Annotated in this window: 17 protein-coding genes; 11 read left to right on the top strand and 6 right to left on the bottom strand. The window is 64.8% G+C overall.

Annotated elements, in window-relative coordinates; all coding sequences use genetic code 11:
- A complete protein-coding gene (locus FIV09_RS15690; protein WP_152451356.1) occupies positions 1-1,278 on the bottom strand; it encodes an acetylornithine deacetylase/succinyl-diaminopimelate desuccinylase family protein in 1,278 nt (425 codons plus the stop codon).
- 39 nt (positions 1,279-1,317) lie between these two features.
- A complete protein-coding gene (locus FIV09_RS15685) occupies positions 1,318-2,250 on the bottom strand; it encodes a DUF2125 domain-containing protein (protein WP_152451354.1) in 933 nt (310 codons plus the stop codon).
- Between the two features lie 65 nt (positions 2,251-2,315).
- Here FIV09_RS15685 and FIV09_RS15680 point away from each other — a divergent pair, with 65 nt between their 5' ends.
- The 3 genes from FIV09_RS15680 to FIV09_RS15670 all read left to right on the top strand — a co-directional run bounded on the left by FIV09_RS15680 (position 2,316) and on the right by FIV09_RS15670 (position 5,955).
- Positions 2,316-2,843, top strand: coding sequence for a gamma-glutamylcyclotransferase (locus FIV09_RS15680; RefSeq protein WP_152451352.1), 528 nt, complete (start codon positions 2,316-2,318; stop codon positions 2,841-2,843).
- A 70-nt stretch (positions 2,844-2,913) separates the two neighbouring features.
- Positions 2,914-4,140 carry a biopolymer transporter ExbB gene (locus FIV09_RS15675; RefSeq protein WP_254702246.1) on the top strand — a complete coding sequence of 409 codons (1,227 nt, stop codon included), beginning with the start codon at positions 2,914-2,916 and terminating at the stop codon, positions 4,138-4,140.
- 3 nt (positions 4,141-4,143) lie between these two features.
- On the top strand, positions 4,144-5,955 hold the full coding sequence (locus FIV09_RS15670; protein WP_152451350.1) for a peptidoglycan -binding protein: 1,812 nt from the start codon (positions 4,144-4,146) through the stop codon (positions 5,953-5,955).
- Between the two features lie 20 nt (positions 5,956-5,975).
- Here FIV09_RS15670 and FIV09_RS15665 read toward each other — a convergent pair whose 3' ends face one another.
- The 3 genes from FIV09_RS15665 to gloB all read right to left on the bottom strand — a co-directional run bounded on the left by FIV09_RS15665 (position 5,976) and on the right by gloB (position 10,198).
- The gene (locus FIV09_RS15665) at positions 5,976-6,947 is read right to left on the bottom strand and encodes a M23 family metallopeptidase (RefSeq protein ID WP_152451348.1); all 972 of its coding nucleotides are present in this window, start codon (positions 6,945-6,947) and stop codon (positions 5,976-5,978) included.
- The gene (clpA, locus tag FIV09_RS15660) at positions 6,947-9,274 is read right to left on the bottom strand and encodes an ATP-dependent Clp protease ATP-binding subunit ClpA (protein WP_152451346.1); all 2,328 of its coding nucleotides are present in this window, start codon (positions 9,272-9,274) and stop codon (positions 6,947-6,949) included. The genes FIV09_RS15665 and clpA overlap by 1 nt, the downstream gene beginning before the upstream one ends.
- Positions 9,275-9,430: 156 nt before the next feature.
- Positions 9,431-10,198 carry a hydroxyacylglutathione hydrolase gene (gloB, locus tag FIV09_RS15655; protein ID WP_152451344.1) on the bottom strand — a complete coding sequence of 256 codons (768 nt, stop codon included), beginning with the start codon at positions 10,196-10,198 and terminating at the stop codon, positions 9,431-9,433.
- 63 nt (positions 10,199-10,261) lie between these two features.
- Between gloB and FIV09_RS15650 the strand changes: the two genes are divergently transcribed.
- From FIV09_RS15650 to FIV09_RS15615, 8 genes are all read left to right on the top strand, one after another.
- A complete protein-coding gene (locus FIV09_RS15650; RefSeq protein WP_152451342.1) occupies positions 10,262-10,999 on the top strand; it encodes a methyltransferase domain-containing protein in 738 nt (245 codons plus the stop codon).
- A 303-nt stretch (positions 11,000-11,302) separates the two neighbouring features.
- A complete protein-coding gene (locus FIV09_RS15645; RefSeq protein ID WP_152451340.1) occupies positions 11,303-11,869 on the top strand; it encodes a F0F1 ATP synthase subunit delta in 567 nt (188 codons plus the stop codon).
- Positions 11,870-13,408, top strand: a complete 1,539-nt coding sequence (atpA, locus tag FIV09_RS15640; RefSeq protein ID WP_152451338.1) for a F0F1 ATP synthase subunit alpha — start codon at positions 11,870-11,872, stop codon at positions 13,406-13,408.
- A 12-nt stretch (positions 13,409-13,420) separates the two neighbouring features.
- The gene (locus FIV09_RS15635; protein WP_152451336.1) at positions 13,421-14,305 is read left to right on the top strand and encodes a F0F1 ATP synthase subunit gamma; all 885 of its coding nucleotides are present in this window, start codon (positions 13,421-13,423) and stop codon (positions 14,303-14,305) included.
- Between the two features lie 16 nt (positions 14,306-14,321).
- A complete protein-coding gene (atpD, locus tag FIV09_RS15630) occupies positions 14,322-15,746 on the top strand; it encodes a F0F1 ATP synthase subunit beta (RefSeq protein WP_152451334.1) in 1,425 nt (474 codons plus the stop codon).
- Between the two features lie 95 nt (positions 15,747-15,841).
- On the top strand, positions 15,842-16,276 hold the full coding sequence (locus FIV09_RS15625; RefSeq protein ID WP_152451332.1) for a F0F1 ATP synthase subunit epsilon: 435 nt from the start codon (positions 15,842-15,844) through the stop codon (positions 16,274-16,276).
- Between the two features lie 64 nt (positions 16,277-16,340).
- Complete coding sequence (locus FIV09_RS15620; protein ID WP_152451330.1) at positions 16,341-17,378, top strand: glycosyltransferase; 1,038 nt, start codon at positions 16,341-16,343, stop codon at positions 17,376-17,378.
- 80 nt (positions 17,379-17,458) lie between these two features.
- Positions 17,459-17,809, top strand: a complete 351-nt coding sequence (locus FIV09_RS15615; protein WP_152451328.1) for an H-type lectin domain-containing protein — start codon at positions 17,459-17,461, stop codon at positions 17,807-17,809.
- Positions 17,810-17,909: 100 nt separating this feature from the next.
- Here the strand turns inward: FIV09_RS15615 and FIV09_RS15610 are convergent, their stop codons facing one another.
- Positions 17,910-18,920 (bottom strand): ribose-phosphate pyrophosphokinase, encoded by a 1,011-nt coding sequence (locus FIV09_RS15610; protein WP_152451326.1) that lies wholly within the window; start codon positions 18,918-18,920, stop codon positions 17,910-17,912.
- Positions 18,921-18,936 lie beyond the last annotated feature (16 nt).

Raw genomic sequence — 18,936 nt, 5'->3', positions numbered from 1 at the left:
TCATTTGGGCAGCAGCAGCCGCTCCAGCGCGCGGCCCATCACCCGCGCCGAATCCAGCATATCCGTCACCCCGATCCATTCATCGGGCTTATGCGCCAGCTCCAGCACCCCCGGCCCATAGGCGATGCAGTTCTTCAGGGTGCCGATCCGGTCGATATGCTTCTGATCGTAACTTCCGGGCGAGGCCACGAAGGCGGCGTCTGATCCAAGCGCATCGGCGATAGCGCTGCGGATCGTGGTGACGACGGGGGCATCCTCATCGGTCATCGAGGGCAGGACGCGGTTGATCTCGCGCAGCGAATAGTCGAAGTTCTCGCGCGTCTCCTTCAGCCCGTCGAGAAGCCCGCGCATCTCCGCCTCCACCGCCTCGATGCCTTCCTCGATCAGGAAGCGGCGGTCCACGGTGATGCGGCAGCTGTCGGGCACGCAATGGGCGGGCAGGGCGGTGCTGCCTTCCTCTTCCTCGGGTTGTCCGCCATGGATCGCGTTGATGTTCATCGTCGATTGCCGCGCCCCATCGGGAATGACCGGCATCTCCGTGTGCCGGGCGGCCATGGCCGGAAAGAGATCGCGCTCGAAGGCATCGAGCACCGCACCCATATGCCGGATCGCGCAATCGCCCAGGAACGGCATCGACCCATGGGCGATCTCGCCATGGGTCTCGATCTCGGCCCACCAGCCGCCTCTGTGGCCCAGACAGATCCGGTCCTTGCCCAGGGGTTCGGGAATGATGACATGCTGCACGCGGGCCGGGTCGAAATATCCCTGTTGGGCCAGGTAGGCGACGCCGCCATAGCCGCCCGATTCCTCGTCCGCCGTGGCCGAGATTTCAATGGCGCCCGCGTAATCGGGATTTTCCTCCAGGAACGCCTCGGCCGCGATGATCGACGCGGCGAGCCCCCCCTTCATGTCGCAGGCCCCCCGGCCATAGATCCGGTCGTCTTCGAGCGCGCCGCCGAACGGGTCGCGCGTCCAGCCCTGGCCGACCTCCACCACGTCGATATGGCTGTTGAAATGCACGCACTCGCCCGCGCGCGGCCCTTCGCGGCGGGCCACCAGGTTCCAGCGCGGAAACCGCTCCGTATCGCCCGGCGCGCCTTCCGCGCGGATCAGCTTCGTCTCGAAGCCGCGCGGGCGCAGGCGCTCGGCCACCAGATCGCAGCATTCGCGGTAGAACTGGCCCGGCGGGTTGAGGCTGGGGATACGGATAAGGGCCTGGGTCAGCGCGACGATATCGTCACGCTTGGCCTCGATGCGGTGAAACAGGGGATCGGACATGGCGGCGATGTTGGCCTCGCCGCGCGCCCTCCGCAAGGCTCATCGCAGGCGCGGCAGCTTGCCCACGCGCATCGGGCCCAAAAAGACCGCACCTTCATCGAGCCTGAGGCTCAGATCGAGATCGTCGCCCGATCCGCTGAGACCCGCGATCACCCCGAACACGTTTTCGAGAAGGCTGACCGCTTCGCGCGGAAGACGGTCCTCCTCGCCCGCGCGGTCCAGCAATGCGCGCCACTCTTCGGCCTCGAGCGCCAGTGGGCCGGAGATGCGCCCGCCTTTGTCGATCTCGAAATCCCCCGACAGGGTCAGCCGCGCGGATCCGGTGGAATAATCGAGCCCGGCCAGCGCCACCCCAGTGAGTTGCGGCCTCTCCTCAAGCGGCGCGTCGAGCGTGATCTGCGCGTTCAGATTGACCCGTTCGTCGCCCGCTGCCTCGGCCTCGGGACCGACCGGTGCCGCGGCGAGCGACAAGCGCCACTCCCGATCGCCACCCGGAACCCGCGTGAGCCCGCCGCCCAGATCGCGCAGGAAGATATCGCTGGCCGCATCGCGCACGAGATCGAGCCTGCGGGCCTCGATGGCCAGACGGTCGAGTTCGCCCCCTTCGGTCACGGCCGAGGCGCGCAAACCCTCGCCATCGATGGCGATCTCACCTGAGCCCGTGACCAGGCGCTGCCCGCCGGAAGCCGCGACGATCAAGTGATCGGGATCGTAGACAAGCTGCATGACCTGCAGTTCCGGCACCTCCCAGCGCGGCCCGTCGGGCGGGGCCAGAACAAGGCCCGCGAAGCGCGCATCGAGCCGGTTCGGAAAACCGCGCACGGAGATATCCCCGGCCTCCGCCGTCCAGCCTGCCGCGCGTTTCTCGGCGAACCAGGCGTCGATTTCGGCCCTGAGCGACCGGGCCTGCCAGAACCAGAGCCCCGACCAGATCAGCGCGCCCGCCAGCGCAGCCGCTATCAGCTTCTTCATGTGGCGCCCTTTTCGTTCCGTGCCGTTTGGTGTTTAGAACGCAAGTCAGGAAAGGACCAGAAACCATGACGCTTTGGGTCTTCGGCTACGGATCACTTCTTTGGAATCCGGGCTTCGAGGTGATCGAACGGGTGCCCGCGCGCCTCTCGGGCTATCGGCGCAGCTTCTGCATGCGGTCGATCCATCATCGCGGCACCGAAGAGGCGCCCGGTCTCGTCCTCGCCCTCGACGCCGAAGAGGGCGGCGCCTGCGACGGGCTCGCGCTCGCCGCCCATCCCGATCAGGCCGACGCGGTTCTGGCCTATCTGCGCGAACGGGAACTGGTCTCCGCGGCCTATCTGGAGCGACTCTTGCCGCTGTCGCTGAATGATGGCCGGGAGGTCACGGCACTGGCCTATGTGATCGACCCCGATCACACGCAATATTGCCTGCTCGATCTCGAAGAGCAGGCCCGGATCATCGCCGGTGCGGTGGGCGGGCGCGGTCCGAACACCGAATATCTCTTTAATACCGCGCAACATCTGGAAGAATTGGGCATTCCCGATGCAGAGCTGCAATGGCTGGACCAGCGTGTCAGGGAGTTGACCGCTTGATCCTTGGCTTGCCCAAGGCTTGTGGATAGTGTCAGCCCAAGACTGAACCAACGCGTCAGGAGCGATCCCCTTGGATCAACCGGACCTCGAGGCCGAGCCGCATTTCTCGCAACCCTTGCGCCAGGTGGTGCTGATGCTGGCAGTGCTGATCCTGTCCGGGGTCGGTGCCTTCATGGCGTTGCCGTCGGTGTTGCCGGTCTTCCAGGCGAACCCCTATCTCAACGGCTTCATCATCTTCGTCTTCATCCTGGGCGTTCTGGCCTGTTTCTGGCAGGTGGCACAGCTGATGAACTCGGTCCGCTGGATCGAGAATTTCGTGCATGGAGAAGGGGATCGGGGACGCACGCCGCAACTTCTGGCTCCCTTGGCCACGCTTCTGCGCGCACGCCGGGGCCGGATGCAGATCACCACAACCTCGACCCGGTCGATCCTCGATTCGGTGGCACAGCGCATCGACGAGGTGCGCGAGATCACCCGCTATATCGTCTCGCTCCTGATCTTTCTGGGCCTGCTCGGCACATTCTGGGGACTTGCGACCACCGTGCCCGCCCTCGTCGAGACGATCCGCAGCCTTGCGCCGCAAGCGGGCGAGTCCGGCGTCGATGTCTTCTCGCGCCTGATGAACGGGCTCGAAGGGCAGTTGGGCGGGATGGGCATCGCCTTTGCCTCCTCGCTCCTGGGTCTTGCGGGATCGCTGATCGTGGGCCTTCTGGAGCTGTTTGCGGGCCACGGCCAGAACCGCTTCTACCGCGAGCTTGAGGAATGGCTATCCTCCATCACCCGGATCGGCGTGTCGGCGGGCGATGCCGAGGGCGGCAGCGAGATGTCGGGCGCCGCGCTGGCGCTGGAACAGGTGGCCGATCAGCTCGACGGGATGCAGCGCCTTTACGCGCGCTCCGAAGACAGCCGCGCCGAGGTCGAGGGACGTCTAGCGCAACTGGCCGACAGCGTGGAGCGGATGACCGAACGGCTGGAGGCCTCCGCGCCCTCGGCCTCGGCATTCGCACGGCTTGCGGAAGGGCAGGAACGGCTGATCGAAGTTCTGTCCAAACAGGAGGAAACCGGGCTCGACGCGGAAAGCCGAATGCGGCTGCGCTCCATCGACGTGCAGATGTTGCGCATCCTCGAAGAGATATCGGCCGGGCGACAGGAAAGCATGGCGGAACTGCGCACGGATCTGGCCGCCCTCAGCCGCGTCATCGGGCAGATGAGCCGGAATGCCGGGAAATCCGGCAGCGACGGCGATGCCGGTCCCGTGCGCCCGCAGCGCGTCACTACCCGTCGGCAGGAGGGTTGATCCATGGCGCTGTCGCGCCGCACGGGCCAACGTTTTCAGGCCGCGATCTGGCCGGGCTTCGTCGATGCGATGACGGGCCTGCTGCTCGTGCTGATGTTCGTGCTCACGATCTTCCTCGTGATCCAGGCGGTCCTGCGCGAGACCATTTCCGGGCAGGAAAACCAATTGTCCTCGCTGACCTCGCAGATCGCGTCGCTCAGCGAAGAGCTGGGCATGGCAGAGCGGCAGAATACCCAGCTTACCAATCGCGTGGGCGCGCTGGAGGCCACGATCGAGGATCGCGACACGCGGCTCCTGGAACAGCAGAACTTCATCGCCGCGCTAACCTCTGAGCGTGAGCGCCAGGATGCGGCGCTGGCGGAGGCAGAGGGCCGGATCAGCGATTTCGAAGACCGGGTGGCCGCCCTTCTGGCAGACCGCGATGACGCGCAGGCGCGCATCGCCGACCTGACGGCGACACGGGAGGAGCTGGAGCGCGCGCGGACGGAGCTGCTGTCGGAGCAGGAAGCGTTGAACCTCGCGCTGGCCGACGCCCGGGACGAGATCGATGCGGAGGCCGAGGCCGCCCGCCTTGCCGCGGCCCGGCGCGAGGCGTTGGAGGCGCTGGCGGCCGATCTGCGCAGCGAAACCGCCCGTGCCGAGGACCGCGCGGCAACCCTGTCGAGCGAAGTGGAGGAGCTGAGTGCCGCACTCAGCGAGGAAGAGGCCGCCCGGCTTGCCGAGGCGGAGGCCGCGCGCGCCCTGCGGGAGCGGCTGACGAATGCCGACGCGGAGCTGACGGCGATGACGCTGCAGCTTGAGGAACGGCGACGCGAGGCGGAAGAGACGCTGACCCTGCTCGCCGCAGCGCGTGCAGCCGAGGACGAGTTGAACACGCGTCTTGAAGCCGCGCTGGGCGGGCGGGACGATCTGCAAGACGCCAATGCCGATCTGGAGGCCGGGAATGCGGAATTGCGCGCCGAACTCGCGGCGGCGCTGGCGGCGCAGGACCGGTCCGCGGCGCGCATCGAAGAGGCCATGTCCGAGGCCGAGGCGCAGGCAATCCTATTGGCCGAGGCGCGGGAGACGCTGGCCGATCAGGAAGCGCAGACCGCCTCCGCCGAGCGGGAAAGCGAAGTGCTGAACCAGCAATTGACGGCCTTGCGCCAGCAGCTTCTCTCCTTGCAGGAGACGCTTGCCGCCGCCGAGGCGAGCGATGATGCGGCGCAGGTGCAGATCGACAATCTGGGATCGCGGCTCAATGCGGCGCTCGCGCGGGCCGCGTCGGAATCGCGTCGCGCCCAGGCGGCGGAGGCCGAGGCGCTGCGGCTCGAGGCGGAGCGCGCCGCGCGGCTCGAGGAGGAGAACCGCAATCTCGAACGGTTCCGGTCGGAGTTTTTCGGGCAGTTGCGCGCGCTTCTGGCCGACCGTGAAGGGGTGCGGATCGAGGGCGACCGGTTCGTGTTCTCCTCCGAGGTGCTGTTCGCGCCGGGGGAGGCGGAATTGTCGGCCGCGGGGCGGCGCAGCATCGCGAATGTGGCGGGGCTTTTGCGGGATATCGCCACCGAGATCCCCGACGAGATCGACTGGGTGATCCGCGTCGATGGCCATACGGACAATGTGCCGGTCGTGGGCAGCGCCGTGTTCGCCGATAACTGGGAGTTGAGCCAGGCGCGGGCGCTTTCGGTCGTGCGGTTCCTGATCGACAGCCAGGGGATCGCGCCGGAGCGGCTTGCGGCGAACGGGTTCGGGGAGTTCCAGCCGATTGCCGAGGGCGACAGCCCCGAGGCGCGGGCGCAGAACCGGCGGATCGAGTTGAAGCTGACGGAGCGGTAGCTCTTCCGCCCGTGCGGGCGTCATCGCACGGTGACGTAAGCCTGCCGGACCGCGATCAGCGTATCGCCGCGCATGAGGCGCACCACGGCGGAATAGGGGCCCGTCTGCCATCCGGATGCGGGTGCGCGATTCCCGTAGGCGCGGAAGGTCTGAAGCTGTGGCGCCTTCAGCAGGATCGAATGCTCGAAGACCGGTCCCTCGGGGCCTGCAACCGCGAAATGCAGCACATCGCCCGAAGCGGCATGAAAGCTGTTGGTATAGGCAACCAGCGGATCGTCCGGCGCGATCTCCGCGACCCGCGCCGCGCCTGATTGGACCTCGGCGAAATCGGGCACGCCGCGCGAAAACCCCGCCGTGAACAGCCCCGCGCGGTCATAGGCGGGCGGATCCAGCCAGAGCGTGGGCGTGTCCGGTCCGCAGGCGGCCTCGGGATTGGCGGCGAAGGGGTCGATCACGGTTTCGTCTTTCAGAACCGTGAAATGCAGATGCGGATAATTCGTCTGGCCGGACATCCCGATTTGGCCAATGAAGTCGCCTGCCGCGACCCGGTCGCCCGGTGCGACACGGATCGAGCCGCGGGCGAGGTGGCAATAGAGCGTCTGGAGGCCGTTTTCATGCGCGATGCGGACGCCGTTTCCGCATTCCTGGTCAGCGACACTTTCGGGGTCGGTGAGGCGGCGATCGGCAACGCCGTCCCGCACAGCCGCGATCCGGCCTGCGGCGGCGGCAAGGACCGCGACGCCTGCCTGCATGTCGGTGTCCGTGGGCAGCGCGATATCAGTCCCGCGATGGCCGTCGCGCGACTTGATCCCGCAGGTGTAATCGGACTGGCCGGGCCCGGGATCGGCATCCACGTAATCCTCGATCACGCAGGTTTGGCCGAGGGTGCAATCAACCGGCCAGTGCAGAAACGGCGCGGCGGAAACAGAAACCTCCGCCGCGGTGGGCGCGGCGGAGGTCAGAACGAAGAGCGCAAAAAGCGCTCCGCGCATCAGTCTGCGGTCAGGAGCGGCGGCTTCTTCGAGGAGAGGCGCCGCTTCTCGGGGCCGGAAAGCTGCAGATCCAGCTCGCCATCCTTGACGGCGACCTTCACCACACCGCCCTTGGCGAGCTTGCCGAAGAGCAGCTCCTCTGCCAGCGGTTTCTTGATGCTTTCCTGGATCACGCGGCCCAGCGGACGCGCGCCCATCTTGTCGTCATAGCCCTTGTCGGCCAGCCACTCGGCGGCGGGCTTCGTCAGCTCGATGGTGACGTTGCGATCCATCAGCTGCGCTTCGAGCTGGAGGACGAACTTTTCCACGACCTGCAGGATCACCGATTTCGGCAGCGGCTGGAACGAGATCACGGCGTCAAGGCGGTTGCGGAATTCCGGCGTGAAGGTCCGCTCGATCGCGGCGGTATCTTCGCCTTCGCGGCGGTCCCGGCCAAAGCCGATCGCCGATTTCGCCTGCTCCGTCGCCCCGGCATTGGAGGTCATGATCAGGATCACGTTGCGGAAATCGACCGTACGGCCATTGTGATCCGTCAGCGTGCCGTGATCCATCACCTGCAACAGGATGTTGTAGACATCCGGATGCGCCTTCTCGATCTCGTCGAGCAGGAGCACGCAATGCGGGTGCTGATCGACCCCGTCGGTCAGCTGACCGCCCTGGTCGAACCCGACATAGCCCGGAGGCGCACCGATCAGGCGCGAGACCGCGTGCTTCTCCATGTATTCGGACATGTCGAAGCGCAGCAATTCCACGCCGAGGCTGTCGGCGAGCTGGTTGGCCACCTCCGTCTTGCCGACGCCGGTGGGGCCCGCAAAGAGGTAGTTGCCGATGGGCTTCTCGGGCTCGCGCAGACCTGCACGGCTGAGCTTGATCGCCGAAGCGAGCGCCTCGATCGCATTGTCCTGCCCGAAGACCACGCGCTTCAGCGTCGCTTCGAGATCCTTCAGGACCGCCGCATCGTCCTTGGAGACGTTCTTCGGCGGAATGCGGGCGATCTTGGCGACGACCGCCTCGATCTCCTTCGTGCCGATGGACTTGCGGCGCTTGGATTCGGCCACGAGATGCTGCGCGGCCCCGGCCTCGTCGATCACGTCGATGGCCTTGTCGGGCAGCTTGCGGTCATTAATGTAGCGCGCGGCCAGTTCCACGGCGGTCTTGATCGCGTCGTTGGTGTACTTGATCGCGTGATGCTCCTCGAAATAGGGCTTGAGGCCCTTGAGGATCTTCACGCTGTCTTCGACCGTCGGCTCGTTCACGTCGATCTTCTGGAACCGGCGCGACAGGGCGCGATCCTTTTCGAAGTGCTGACGGAACTCCTTGTAGGTGGTGGAGCCCATGGTGCGCAGCTTGCCGCCCTGAAGCGCGGGCTTCAGCAGGTTCGACGCATCCATCGCACCGCCCGAGGTGGCGCCCGCACCGATCACGGTGTGAATCTCGTCGATGAAGAGGACCCCGTCGGGATGTTCCTCAAGCTCGCTCACGACCGCCTTCAGGCGCTCCTCGAAATCGCCGCGATAGCGGGTTCCGGCCAGAAGCGCGCCCATGTCGAGCGAGAAGATCGTGGTGTTCGCCAGAACCTCGGGGATTTCGCCTGCAACGATCTTGCGGGCGAGGCCTTCCGCGATGGCGGTTTTGCCCACGCCCGGATCGCCCACCAGAAGCGGGTTGTTCTTGCGGCGGCGGCAGAGGACCTGGATGCAACGCTCCACCTCCGAATCGCGGCCGATCAGCGGATCGACATCGCCCTTGCGCGCCTTGGCATTGAGATCGACGCAATACTTGGCGAGCGCCGATTCCTTGCCCTCCTCGGCGGGCTGGGCATCGGCGGCCTGGGCCTCCTCCTCGTCGGAGGCGCCGGTCACGGGCCGCGCTTCGCCGAAGGCCGGGTTCTTGGCCACGCCATGCGCGATGAAGTTGACCGCGTCGTAGCGGGTCATGTCCTGCTCCTGCAGGAAGTAGGCGGCGTTGCTTTCGCGCTCCGCGAAGATCGCGACGAGCACGTTGGCGCCGGTCACTTCGGTTCGGCCGGAGCTTTGCACATGGATCGCGGCGCGCTGGATGACGCGCTGGAACGCCGCCGTCGGCACCGCTTCGGAGCCTTCGATGTCCGTCACGAGGTTGGACAGATCGTCGTCGATGAACTCGACCAATGCGGTGCGCAACTCTTCGGTATCCACGTCGCAGGCCTTCATGACCCGCGCCGCGTCCGGCTCGTCCACCAGGGCGAGAAGGAGATGCTCCAGCGTGGCGAATTCGTGGCTCCGCGAATTGGCAAGCGCCAATGCGGCGTGAATGGCCTGCTCAAGGGAATTCGAGAATGAAGGCACTGTGCGGTGCTCCTCTTGTCTGCGCCGGAACGGGAAGTTCCAGCATGGCCTCTTGAAGTTAAAGTTTGGTCGATTGCCGACCGCCTTCAAGCATTTTCTCTTACAAACCGTCTCACATTTCGTTTGCGTTCGGGTCTGTGCTGTGAACTGCGGCGTTCAGAACGTGTCTTTTCGGCGTCTTATCTCCGCGAAGACCTCTGCGGCGGGCGCATCGATCATGCCGAGATGTTCACGAACCGGGGCATCGTTCGCACGCAGAAAAGGGTTTGTGGCAAGTTCTTCGGATAATTGCGAAGGCACCGTAGGCTCGCCCTTGGCCCGTGCCGCCGCAATCGCGTCTATACGTGATTTAAGTGCCGCATTGCCGGGTTCAATAGTGACGGCGAAGCGGCCATTGGCTTCGGTGTATTCGTGGCCCGAGCAGATCGTCGTCTCGGGGGGCAGTTTGGCCAGCTTCGACAGGCTGTCCCACATCTGCGGCATCGTGCCCTCGAAGACCCGCCCGCAGCCAAGCGCCATGAGGCTGTCGGCGGTGAAGGCGATGCGTTCCTCGGGCAGGTAAAGCGCAATATGACCCACCGTGTGGCCTGAGACGTCCATCACATGCACCTCGCGGCCCGCGAAGTCGAAGGTATCGCCATCGGCCAGTTCCAGATCGAGCGGCGGAAGGCGGTGCGCGTCGGCGCGGGCGCCCAGAACGCGGGCCTCGCGACCCACCAGCAGCGCATCGAGCCCCTGGACGTGATCGGCATGGTGATGGGTCAGCCAGACCTCGGAGAGGGTCCAGCCGTGCTCATCGAGGGCGGCCGCGATGGGGGCGGCTTCGGGCACGTCGATCACGGCGGTGGCGCCGGTCTCCGCATCGTGCAGCAAGAAGGCGTAATTGTCCGACAGGCAGGGCACGGTCACGAGGTCGAGAGGCATGGCGTTTTCCGGTCTTTTTTGTCAGGGTCTCTCTAAGGCTAGGCCGAGGACAGGGTGCCGACAATGCATCTCGACGTGCGCGATCTGCGGAACTTCTATTATCGGAGCGCACTGGGCCGCGCGGCGCAGAAGATCATCCGTGACGAGGTGCGCGCGACCTGGCCCGACACCCATGGACATACGGTCGCCGGTTTCGGCTTCGCGGCGCCGCTTCTGCGGCCCTTCCTGAGCGACAGCCGCCGCGTTCTGGCGCTGATGCCCGCCCAGCAGGGGGTGATGCCCTGGCCTGCGGGCATGCCGAACGTGTCGGTTCTGTCCGAGGAGACGCGCTGGCCGGTGGAAACGGGCCATGTGGACCGGCTGATCGTCCTGCACGGTCTGGAGACGTCTGAGGATGCGACGGCGCTCCTGGATGAATGCTACCGTGTGCTGGGGCCGGGCGGCGAGGCGTTGTTCATCGTGCCCAATCGCACCGGGCTCTGGGCGCGGTCGGACCGGACGCCGTTCGGATACGGGCGCCCCTATTCGCTGGGCCAGCTCGAGGAGATGCTGAGCTATCACGACTTCCTGCCGGAGGGGCATGTGTCGCTGCTCTACCAGCCGCCATCGACCCGCCGGTTCTGGATGAAGACCGGCCCCTTTTGGGAGCGGATGGGCCGCGCCATCCCCGCGGTCATGGCCGGTGGTGTGATGGCCGTGCGTGCAGTCAAGCGCCATCCGCCGCGGCCGCGCGGCGTCGGCGAGAAGCTGAAATCGCCTCTGGGCGCGCTGACGCCCAAACCGGTGGCGAAGCCGATCTGAGCCCGCCGGGTCGCGAAATCCGAAGGGAATCGAGGCGATTTGTCGAAAAAAGCGGCCCTTTCAACGGTTTCTGCCATGGGCCATAGGTCGCATTTGCCCTGCTTTCCGGGGTAATGCATTGAAAACAAAGGGCTGTCCGGTGCCTTGGTGCCCATCGCGAAAAGTGCCGTAGCATGTTGCGGGGCTGGGGATGCTCTGCTATCTCCGCGCTGATTTTAGCGCCCAGGCCGTCCGGTCGGGGAGATGAGACCGCCTCCGGGCCCGCCAGACAGGCTGGGCTAACGGGGGCTTGATAGCGGAAGGATGCACGTGTCTGAACCAGCTTCGATTTCCTCCGGCATCGCAGAACGCTACGCAGCGGCCGTTTTCGATCTCGCAAAAGAGTCCGGCTCGCTCGACACGCTCGAGGCCAATATCGACGATCTTGCCGATACGCTGGCCCAGAGCGACGATCTGCGCGATCTGATCCATTCACCCGTCTACAGCCGCAGCGTCCAGGGTCAGGCGATCCGGGCGATTGCCGACAAGATGGGCCTGATGGATGTGCTGAAGAACACGCTGTCGCTGATGGCCGACAAGCGCCGCCTCTTCGTCCTGCCTGCCATGATCGCGCAGCTGCGGGACATGATCGCGGACGAGAAGGGTATCGTGACGGCAGACGTCACCTCGGCGGTTGAGCTGTCGAGCGCGCAGTCCAAGAAGCTTGCCGAGACGCTGAAGGCGCAGGTGGGCCGCGACGTGAAGATTAAGGCGACCGTCGATGAAAGCCTCATCGGCGGTCTTGTTGTCAAAGTGGGCTCCAAGATGATCGACACGTCGATCCGCGCGAAGCTCAACTCCCTCCAGAATGCAATGAAAGAGGTCGGATAAATGGGTATCCAAGCAGCCGAAATTTCTGCGATCCTGAAGGACCAGATCAAGAACTTCGGCCAAGAGGCCGAGGTCGACGAGGTTGGTCGCGTGCTTTCCGTCGGTGACGGCATTGCCCGCGTCTATGGCCTCGACAAGGTCCAGGCGGGTGAGATGGTCGAATTCCCCGGTGGCATCCGGGGCATGGCGCTGAACCTCGAAGCCGACAATGTCGGCGTGGTGATCTTCGGCTCCGACCGGGACATCAAGGAAGGCGACGTCGTCAAGCGGACGAACTCCATCGTGGACGTGCCCGTCGGTGACGCGCTTCTCGGCCGCGTCGTGGACGGCCTCGGCAACCCGCTCGACGGCAAGGGCCCGATCGAGACCTCGCAGCGCAGCCTCGCGGACGTCAAGGCACCCGGCATCATGCCGCGCCAGTCCGTGCACGAGCCCATGGCGACCGGCCTCAAGGCCGTTGACGCGATGATCCCGATCGGCCGTGGCCAGCGCGAGCTGATCATCGGCGACCGTCAGACCGGCAAGACGGCCGTCGCGCTCGACGCGATGCTGAACCAGAAGGTCTACAACGAAGCTGCAGGCGACGACGAGAGCAAGAAACTCTACTGCGTCTACGTCGCCATCGGCCAGAAGCGCTCCACCGTGGCGCAGCTCGTCAAGAAGCTCGAAGAGACCGGCGCCATCGAATACTCCATCGTCGTCGCCGCGACCGCGTCGGACCCCGCGCCGATGCAGTACCTCGCCCCCTACACCGCGACCGCGATGGGCGAGTACTTCCGCGACAACGGCCGTCACGCGCTGATGGTCTATGATGACCTTTCCAAGCAGGCCGTGGCCTACCGCCAGATGTCCCTGCTGCTCCGCCGTCCGCCGGGCCGTGAAGCCTACCCGGGCGACGTTTTCTACCTCCACTCGCGCCTGCTGGAGCGTTCGGCGAAGCTCAACGCCGAAAACGGCTCGGGCTCGCTGACGGCGCTGCCGATCATCGAAACCCAGGGCGGCGACGTGTCGGCCTTTATTCCGACCAACGTGATCTCGATCACCGACGGTCAGATCTTCCTCGAGACGGAACTGTTCTACCAGGGCATCCGTCCCGCGGTGAACACCGGTCTGTCGGTGTCGCGTGTGGGCTCCTCGGCCCAGACCAACGCGATGAAGTCCGTCGCGGGCCCGGTGAAGCTGGAACTCGCTCAGTACCGCGAAATGGCGGCCTTCGCGCAGTTCGGCTCCGACCTCGACGCCGCGACCCAGCGCCAGCTGAACCGCGGTGAGCGTCTGACCGAGCTGATGAAGCAGCCGCAGTACTCGCCGCTGACCAACGCGGAAATCGTCTGCGTGATCTTCGCGGGCACCAATGGCTACCTCGACAAGATCAAGGTCAGCGATGTTGGCCGCTACGAGCAGGGTCTGCTCAAGCACCTGCGCGGCAAGCACAAGGATCTGCTGGACTGGATCGCCAACGAAGATCCCAAGATCAAGGGCGATGCTGCCGACAAGATCAAGGCTGCGCTGGACGAATTCGCCGCCGACTTCGCGTAAGGAGACAGCCTCGTGGCTAATCTCAAGGACCTGAAAAACCGGATCTCCTCGGTCAAATCGACCCGGAAGATCACCAAGGCCATGCAGATGGTCGCGGCGGCCAAACTCCGCCGTGCCCAGGATGCTGCCGAGATGGCGCGCCCCTATACAGAGCGGTTCAATGCCGTAATGGGTGCGCTGGCATCGGCGGCGGGCGACAGCGACAGCGCGCCCAAGCTTCTGCGCGGCACCGGCAGCGAGCAGGTACACCTGCTCGTCGTCATGACGGCGGAGCGCGGTCTGTGCGGTGGCTTCAACACCAACATCGCCAAGCTGGCCCGCACCCATGCGCGCAAGCTCCTCGATGAGGGCAAGACGGTGAAGATCCTGACCGTCGGCAAGAAGGGCCGCGACCAGATGAAACGCGATTACGCGGATCATTTCGTCGGTCACGTCGATCTGTCCGATGTGAAGCGCATCTCCTACCCGGACGCGCAGAACATCGCCAAGGACGTGCTCGGCCGCTTCGACGAGGCCGAGTTCGACGTCGCAACGATCTTCTTCTCGCGCTTCGAGAACGTGGTCGCGCAGCACCCCACGGCGCAGCAGATCATCCCGGCCAAGTACGAGGCCGCGGAAGGTGAAGGCGACGCGGCAGGCGGCACGCTCTACGATTACGAGCCGTCGGAAGAGGAAATCCTTGCGGATCTTCTGCCGCGCGGTGTGGCGACGCAGATCTTCGCGGCGCTCCTCGAGAACGCGGCGTCCGAACAGGGCGCACGGATGTCGGCGATGGACAACGCCACGCGAAACGCGGGCGAAATGATCGAAGACCTCACCATCGAATACAACCGCACGCGTCAGGCCGTCATCACGAACGAACTGATCGAAATCATCTCGGGCGCCGAGGCGCTCTAAGTACCGGAGAAGAGACATGGCAAACGCGAAAGGCAAAGTGACGCAGGTCATCGGCGCCGTCGTCGACGTTCAGTTCGATGACCATCTGCCCGCGATCCTCAACGCGCTGACCACGGACAACAACGGCAAGAAGCTGGTCCTCGAGGTCGCGCAGCACCTGGGCGAAAACACCGTCCGCACCATCGCAATGGACGCCTCCGAGGGCCTCGTGCGTGGTCAGGAAGTCGTCGATACCGGCGCGCCGATCTCGGTGCCGGTGGGCAACGCCACCCTGGGCCGCATCCTCAACGTCGTGGGCGAGCCCGTGGACGAAGGCGGCCCGGTCGAAGCGGACGAGTACCGTCCGATCCACGCCGAAGCACCGGTTTTCTCCGAGCAGTCGACCGAGTCGGAAATCCTCGTCACCGGCATCAAGGTCGTCGATCTGCTGGCCCCCTATTCGAAGGGCGGCAAGATCGGCCTCTTCGGCGGTGCAGGCGTCGGCAAGACTGTTCTCATCATGGAACTCATCAACAACATCGCGAAGGTGCACTCGGGCTTCTCCGTGTTCGCCGGTGTGGGTGAGCGGACCCGTGAGGGCAACGACCTCTACCACGAGATGGTCGAGTCGAACGTGATCAAGCCCGACAACCTGTCGGAATCGCAGGTGGCCCTGGTCTACGGCCAGATGAACGAGCCTCCGGGGGCCCGTGCCCGCGTCGCGCTGACCGGGCTGACCCTGGCCGAGCAGTTCCGCGACCAGTCCGGCACCGACGTTCTGTTCTTCGTCGACAACATCTTCCGCTTCACGCAGGCCGGTTCCGAGGTGTCCGCACTTCTGGGCCGTATCCCCTCGGCCGTGGGTTACCAGCCGACGCTGGCCACCGACATGGGCCAGATGCAGGAGCGGATCACCTCGACGAAAGCCGGTTCGATCACCTCGATCCAGGCCGTCTACGTTCCCGCGGACGACCTCACCGACCCCGCACCCGCGACGACCTTCGCGCACCTCGACGCAACGACGGTTCTGTCGCGTGCGATTTCGGAGCTCGGCATCTACCCGGCGGTGGACCCGCTCGACTCCACGTCGCGCCTGATGGATCCGTCCATCGTGGGTGAAGAGCACTACAACGTCGCCCGTGACGTGCAGGGTATCCTTCAGCGCTACAAGTCGCTGCAGGACATCATCGCGATCCTCGGCATGGACGAACTGTCGGAAGAGGACAAGCTGACCGTGGCCCGCGCCCGGAAGATCCAGCGTTTCCTCTCGCAGCCCTTCGACGTGGCGAAGGTCTTCACCGGTTCGGACGGCGTTCAGGTGCCGCTCGAAGACACGATCTCGTCGTTCAAGGCGGTTGTGGCCGGTGAATACGACCACCTGCCCGAAGGCGCCTTCTACATGGTCGGCGGCATCGAAGAGGTGAAGGCCAAGGCCGAGAAGATGGCGTCCGACGCCGCCTAAGGCTCCGTCTCGGGGTGGGCGCGTCCCGCCCCGGACATGTCACATGGTGCGCGCGGCAGGGATGACCTGCTGCCGCGGCCTGAAAGGAAAGAGACATGGCAGACACGATGCAATTTGACCTCGTCAGCCCCGAGCGGCGCCTGATGCAGGCCGAAGTGGTTTCGGTCCAGATCCCGGGTGCCGATGGCGACATGACGGCGATGCCGAACCATGCGCCGCTCATCACCACGCTGCGTCCGGGTGTGCTGCGGGTCGATACCGGCTCCGGCACCAAGGAATTCGTCGTGACCGGCGGGTTTGCTGAACTGGGCGAGGGCCTGTCGGTCCTGGCCGAGAAGGCGCTGCCCCGCGAAGACGTGGATCAGCAGACCTACGAAGAGCTTGTCGCCGAGGCGCAGGATGCTTACGGCCGCGCCAAGGAGACCTTCCAGAACGAGCCGGGCCCCGTCGACGACGCGGCCAAGCTTCTGGCGGACATGGTTGCCGTCGGCAGCGAGATCGGCCTGTCGGAGAAGCAGCCGAACTTGTGATTTGGTCACATTCGATTAGGAAAGCCCCGTGTCATCACGGGGCTTTTTCATTTGGAGCATTTGAATGCGCATCGCCTATATCGCTCGAAAGGCGTCTAAGAACAGCCTGTTCCGGCAGTTCAACATCAAGGTCAAAGGCCTGACGGACGGCCAGAGCGGGTTTTTCGAAGCGGCGCTGTCCGAGGCCGGGCAGATGCAATCCTTGAGCCTGCGGGACTTCCTCGCCCTCGATCAGACGCAATTGGACGCGTTCGATGCAGTGGTCGTGAACACCAAATGCGGTGTGAACTGGGATGGTGGCGCGACCGATCTGATGCAGAAACTCGCGAGCGCACGGGGGGCAAAGGGGCTGTTCCTCACCGGGGCGCATCCGCAGGAAATGTTCGAGAATGCCGTGCTCGACGCCTTCGACGTGATCTTCAAGCGCGAGCCTTACGCCGATCTCGACCGGTATGGCCTGTCGCCTGCCAACCGCGCGAAGATCGTGCCCACGCACCTGTCGAACCCGTTCGTGCGATTGTCCACGAAATATCCGTCGCGCAACCGGATGAAGCCGCTGCGGAGATATTCCTGGGAGACGCCCGACCTTTACGAGGTCTCGTTCCTCGGATCGGACAACAATCGCAAGGTGGGCGAACGCACGGCACTCTGGGAACGGATCCTCGACGAGGGCTTCCATGCCTTCGGCGGCATCATCCCAATGAAGAACAGCACGCTTCCCGACCGGGTCATCGCGAAGAAGATGAGTCGCCCGAAATACATGAAGAACGTCTTTCAGAGCACGATCAACCTCGCGCCGTCGGGGCATGGCCCGTTCACCTATCGCCATCTGGAACTGTTCTGGGCGGGGGCCTTCGTGCTGTCCAACCCCGGCATACGAGAGCAGCAACTGCGCGCGCCGCTGATCGAGGGGCGCGACTACATCGCCTATGACGATCTCGATGACATGGTCGACAAGACCCGGCACTACCTGGAGGCAGAGGCGGAGCGCAAAGCCATCGCGCGGAACGGGCGCGCGGCCTATGAGGTGCTATACGACGTGCCGGCCCATGCGCGCGAAATCCGGGCGGCGCTGGAAGGCGGGCGCGCGTCCAACGGCTGAGGCTGGGATATTCGCGATCCCTTTCCTCCAAGCCGCAAATCGCCCATTCTTTCGACGAATTTGAGCAATACGGGCAATTTATGCAGAAACTCAGATCAAATCGCATTGGCGTCGATCAGGGCGAATACGAGCTTTTCTCGGATTTCGCGAATGGCGGCGAGATGTGGACCGGCGATGGCGCGCGCGAACGCCGCAAGCGGATCCTGTTCTCCGAGCCGTTCAGCGCGCCGCCTCAGGTTCAACTGAGCCTGTCGCTTTGGGACATGGACAGCCAAGCCAATATTCGCGCCGATCTCGGGGCCGAGAAGGTCAACGAGAAGGGCTTCGACATGGTCTTCCGCACCTGGGGAGATACCCGCGTCGCCCGCGTGCGGATGTCCTGGATGGCGATCGGCGAGGTGAAGGGCGAAGACGATTGGGACGTCTACTGAGCCTCTGCGGCTTGCTGGCCTGATGAAGTACAGCCGCGCTAAGCGCTCTCAGCGCAAAGGGTGGCGGTGGGAGAGGGGCGACCCCCTCCCGTGCCCAATTTTACAGGATGCCTTCGTAGATCGGCCCCAGCGTATCCGTCTCGAACAGCGACGACACGGACGTGCCGTTCCAGATGTTCAGGATCGCCTGCGCGAACATCGGCGCTGTCGGAACGACGCGGATATTGGGCGCGGCCTGCGCTTCCGGGGAGCGCGGGATCGAATCGGTGATCACCAGCGACTTCATCACCGAATTGGTGATGCGCTCCACCGCCGGGCCGGACAGGACGCCATGGGTGATATAGGCATGCACTTCCGTCGCGCCGTGGCCCATCAGCACCTCGGCCGCCTTGCACAGCGTCCCGGCCGTGTCGCAGATGTCATCGACGATGATGCATTTCTTGCCCGAGACATCGCCGATCACGGTCATCTCGGCCACTTCGCCCGCCTTCTCGCGACGCTTGTCGACGATGGAGAGTGGCGCATTGATCCGCTTGGCCAGTTCCCGCGCGCGGGCGACGCCGCCCACATCCGGCGAGACGACCATCAGATCGTCCATCGAATCCTTGAACTGCGAATGCACATCGAGCGCGAAAATCGGCGAGGCGTAGAGGTTGTCGACGGGGATGTCGAAGAAGCCCTGGATCTGGGCGGCGTGCAGGTCCATGGTCAGCACCCGCTCGATCCCGGCGGAGACCATCATGTTGGCCACGAGCTTTGCAGTGATCGGCGTGCGCGCCTTGGTGCGGCGGTCCTGACGCGCATAGCCGAAATAGGGAATGACGGCGGTGATGCGGGCGGCGGATGACCGGCGCAGCGCATCCGACATGATCAACAGCTCCATCAGGTTGTCATTGGCCGGATTGGAGGTCGGCTGGACGATGAACATGTCCTCGCCGCGCACGTTCTCGTAGACCTCGACGAAGATCTCCTGATCGTTGAACCGTTCGACCCGGGCATCGACCAGCCCCACATTCATTCCCCGGTAGAGCGACATTCTCCGGGCGATGGCTTTGGCAAGATCGAGATTGGCATTGCCCGAAATGATCTTCGGTTCGATGACGGTTGGCATGGCGGCGCTGTCCCCT

Origin of the sequence: Roseivivax sp. THAF197b (genome assembly GCF_009363255.1) — a bacterium.
Lineage (GTDB): Bacteria > Pseudomonadota > Alphaproteobacteria > Rhodobacterales > Rhodobacteraceae > Roseivivax.
Note: the sequence above shows the minus strand (reverse complement) of the source record. Positions and strands in the feature narration are given on the sequence as shown.